Origin of the sequence: Streptomyces sp. LS1784, from assembly GCF_020103755.1 — a bacterium.
In the GTDB taxonomy this organism is placed as follows: Bacteria; Actinomycetota; Actinomycetes; order Streptomycetales; family Streptomycetaceae; genus Kitasatospora.
On record NZ_JAHSQD010000704.1, the window covers coordinates 1 to 3,750 of the forward strand.

6 protein-coding genes are annotated in these 3,750 nt (G+C 73.3%); 4 read left to right on the forward strand and 2 right to left on the reverse strand.

Annotated features, from left to right (window positions below; genetic code table 11):
- The 3 genes from KS423_RS40895 to KS423_RS40905 all read left to right on the forward strand — a co-directional run.
- Nucleotides 1-685: B12-binding domain-containing protein (locus tag KS423_RS40895; protein ID WP_224284798.1), on the forward strand; the 685-nt coding region annotated here is incomplete at its 5' end.
- A 178-nt stretch (nt 686-863) separates the two neighbouring features.
- The gene (locus KS423_RS40900; protein ID WP_224284799.1) at nt 864-1,577 is read left to right on the forward strand and encodes a DedA family protein; all 714 of its coding nucleotides are present in this window, start codon (nt 864-866) and stop codon (nt 1,575-1,577) included.
- 294 nt (nt 1,578-1,871) lie between these two features.
- Nucleotides 1,872-2,123: a hypothetical protein gene (locus KS423_RS40905; RefSeq protein ID WP_224284800.1), complete on the forward strand. Its 252-nt coding sequence runs from the start codon at nt 1,872-1,874 to the stop codon at nt 2,121-2,123.
- A gap of 150 nt (nt 2,124-2,273) precedes the next feature.
- On the opposite strand, the gene KS423_RS40910 is transcribed toward KS423_RS40905, so the two are convergent.
- The gene (locus tag KS423_RS40910) at nt 2,274-2,639 is read right to left on the reverse strand and encodes a VOC family protein (protein ID WP_224284801.1); all 366 of its coding nucleotides are present in this window, start codon (nt 2,637-2,639) and stop codon (nt 2,274-2,276) included.
- Between the two features lie 10 nt (nt 2,640-2,649).
- Nucleotides 2,650-3,255: a TetR/AcrR family transcriptional regulator gene (locus KS423_RS40915; protein ID WP_224284802.1), complete on the reverse strand. Its 606-nt coding sequence runs from the start codon at nt 3,253-3,255 to the stop codon at nt 2,650-2,652.
- A 200-nt stretch (nt 3,256-3,455) separates the two neighbouring features.
- Here KS423_RS40915 and KS423_RS40920 point away from each other — a divergent pair.
- The coding region (locus tag KS423_RS40920; protein WP_224284803.1) for a deoxyribodipyrimidine photo-lyase at nt 3,456-3,750 on the forward strand (295 nt) is incomplete at its 3' end.

The window sequence follows — 3,750 nt, forward strand, 5'->3', positions numbered from 1 at the left end:
GGCCGCCGGCCACGGCCCGAGCGGCGGCCGCACGCTGCGGATGGGCGCGGTCCGCCCCGAGTGCCGGGGCCTGGCCCGGGCCGCCGTGCGTCTGGACTCCCCCGAGGTCGCCCGGATCCTGCGGGAGGCGGTGGACGCGCTCGGGATCGTCGCCGCCTGGACGGAGGTCATGATGCCCGCGCTGCGCGCGACCGGACGCAAGTGGGCCTCCTCCGGCGAGCAGTACGTCGAGGTCGAACACCTGCTGTCCTGGCACGTGTCCACCGCCCTGCGCGCCGTGGCCGTACGGCCCACCAGGACCCGGCCCGTGCCGCCCGTCCTGCTGGCCGCGATGCCCGACGAGCAGCACAGCCTCGCCCTGGAGGCGGCCGCGGCGGGCCTGGGCGAACGGGCGCTGCCCTTCCGGATGCTGGGCGCGGCCGTCCCGCCCGGGGCGCTGCTGGACGCGGTGCACCGGATCGGCCCGGGCGCCGTGGTGCTCTGGTCACAGCTCCCGCTCACCGCCGACCACGGGCTGGTCCGGCGGGTGGCCGACTCCACGTGGGGCCCGCGCGGTTCCCGCGGCCGGGCGCTGGTCCTGGCCACCGGCCCCGGCTGGGGCCGCTCCGGCCTCCCGGACGGCACCGCGGGCCCGCGGACCCTGGCGACAGCGCTCGACCTCCTGGAGCGGACCGTCACCGCGTGAGTCGGGCCGCCGGTCGGTTACCCCGATCGGGTGAGCCAGACTCCAGAGACAGCCACCCGATCGAGTGATGACGGGCACCCTGCCCGTCGAGGGCGCCGCCGACACCGAGCCGGGTCCCCGAAGACCGCAAGCGTTACATTGAAGCGGAGAGGGACGTCGCTCCCGAACGGGGTGGCTGATGAGCTCGATCACCGACTGGCTGAGCGGACTGTCCGGCCCGGTCGTGTACGCGGTCGTCGGCGCTCTCGTGTTCGCCGAGGACGCCCTCTTCTTCGGCTTCGTCATCCCCGGCGAGACCGCCGCCGTCCTCGGCGGGTTCCTCGCCAACCAGGGCAAGGTCTCCATCGGCTGGCTCGTCCTGGTCGTGGTCTGCGCCGCCATTCTCGGCGACTCCACCGGCTTCGAGATCGGCCGCCGGATCGGCCCGAAGATCCTCGACACCCGCCCCATGCGGCGCCATGCGGACCGGATCGGCCAGGCCCAGGACCTGATCCGCCGACGCGGGCCGGCCGCCGTCTTCTTCGGCCGGTTCGTCGCCTTCTTCCGCGCCATGATGCCCGCCCTGGCCGGCACCTCCCGTATGCCGTACCCCCGCTTCCTGCTGTTCAACGCGCTCGGCGGCCTCATCTGGGGCGCCGGGTTCACCCTCCTCGGCTACTTCGCCGGAGCCGCCTACACCCAGGTCGAGGGCGCCGTCGGCCGTGCCCTCGCCCTCCTGATCGCCGCATTCGTCGTCATCACCCTGGTCGTCTGGCACCTGCGCCGACGCAGGTCCGAGGCTCGCACCCCGACCCGGGACGACCAGGACGACCAGAACGACCGGGGCGACCGGGGCGACCGGGGCGACCGGGGCGACCGGGGCGACCGGGGCGACCGGGGCGAGAAGCCCTGACGCCGCACCGCCGGGAGCGGGATCCCGTAGCCGCTTCCCGGATGCCGGGAGCCCGAGGTTCTCGGGCAACCGCCGGGCGCCGACGGTCACCGGTTCGAGTGGAGGTGGGCGCCCGGCAGCGCGGCTTCCGGCCCGGGGTTACGGTCGAAAGGCCGACGGCCGCCGGCCGCCGGAACCGGCACCGTGCCGGGCCGGGCCGCCCGACCTCGTCCGCCCGGTTCGGAACCGGACATTCGGGGCAGCCGTCCCGAATCCCGCCTGCCGAAGCCCAGGCCCCGGAAAGGGGAACGAGCCATGACCACACCCGACGACCACGGAACGCAGCCGGACCAGCCGACGCAGGAACGGTCCGCCGAGGAACGCGCGATCACGGCCCCGACCCCGCGCGATGTCCGGGCGAAGGCCGAGGGCCGGGTCGGGGCCCGGGAGCGCTCCGCCGAGGAACGCTCCATCACGGCGCCCACCCCGGCCGACGTCCGGAAGAAGGCGGAGCCGGACGACGACGGGGAACCCGAGCCGCCCGCAGCAGACGCCGCGGCGCCGTAACACCGCCGTCTGCACCGCCGGAGGGATCGAGGATTCCCGGGTCGCCGTCCACCTCGCCGGCGCGGGCACGCCGCGGTCGACAGGACGCCGATGGCCGAGCACGGCTGGAGTCGTTGCCGGACACTGTGCGGTGGCAGTGCCGGATGGCTGCTACCCGGGAGACATGACCTCGTAGAGGTTTCCGGCGTCATCGGTGAAGTACAGGCCACGAGGGCACAACGGGTGGTCGATCCGACCGTTGTCGGGCTCGTTGGGATCATTGCCGTAGGGCACTCCGGCGGCGCGGAGCCGGGCGAGGATGCCGTCGAAGGATGACGGGTCCACGTCGAAGGCCAGGTGATGGCCGACCGGATTCTCGACGAACATGAAGTCCAGCGTCAGGGAATCGTTGACCTGCACCGGCGCGAAATGCCGATCCGCACCTCGATAGTGCAGTCCCATGACGGAGGCGAAGAAGCGTGCTGCCGCCTCGTTGTCGACGGCTGGAACGATGGTGTGGTTCAACGTGATGGACATGTTCCGCCTCTCAGATCCGGACCGGCTGGGGCAGGACGCCGTGCAGGAAGACGTCGACGAGGTCGCGCACTCCCCATTGCGGCGACGCATCCGCTGACCCGCCTCCTGCCGGCGGCATGCCGGTCCCGGCGAACAGGAGGCCCAGGAAGATCAGTGCTGCCTGCTCGGGAGACAATCGCAGCGATTCCCGCTCAGGCTCGAAGATTTCGACGAGCGCCTCTCGCACGGGCAGGGAACCGGCCGCACGATCAGGCGTGCCCACTGGACTGCCGGGACGGCCACTTCGGCCCCGCCCGCCTGTCGCGTGAAGCGCACCGAGCACCGCGCCGACCCGGTCCAGGTGGGCCTGCAGCGCCGAGGCAGCCTCGGTCAGCCGGGCGGCGAGCGGCTGGTCCATGGACACCAGGGCGAGTTCGGCAAGGGCGTGGTCCGGGCTGAGCGCCTCGGTCACGCAGGCGTCCAGAAGTTCCGCCTTGTCCGCGAAGACACGGAAGATCGTGCCCTCCCCGATGTCCGCGGCCCGAGCGACCTGGCGTGTCGTCACCGCGCTGCCGTGCTCGATCACGAGGGGAAGCGCAGCACGAACGATCATCTCCCGGCGGCTGTCGGGGTCCATCGCTGGTGCTCTTCGCCGACTGGGTCCTGTCGCCATGGACGCCAGTATCGGAGTGAGCACTCACTCCGGTCAAGAGGCCATCGGCACAGGGCGTGAGCCGGGACCGGCGGCCGTCCGGAGCAATCCGCCGCGCGGCCGGCTCCGAAGACCGGGTGCGGACCATCCGCGCACCCGACAGCACCACCTGCGAGGCCCCACCCGTGACCGTATCGATCGCCCTGTTCACCCAGGACCTGCGACTGCACGACAACCCCGTGCTGCACGCCGCCACGGCCGCGGCCGACCAGGTCGTCCCGCTGTTCGTCCTGGACCCCGCCGTCGAGGGCGCCGGGTTCGCCGCGCCCAACCGGCAGGCGTTCCTGGCCGACTGCCTCGCCGACCTGGACGCCGCACTGCGCCGGGCCGGCTCCCGGCTGATCGTGCGCCGCGGCGAGCCCGCCGAGCAGACGGCCCGGGTCGCCGCCCAGGCCGGTGCCGCCACCGTGCACGTCGCCG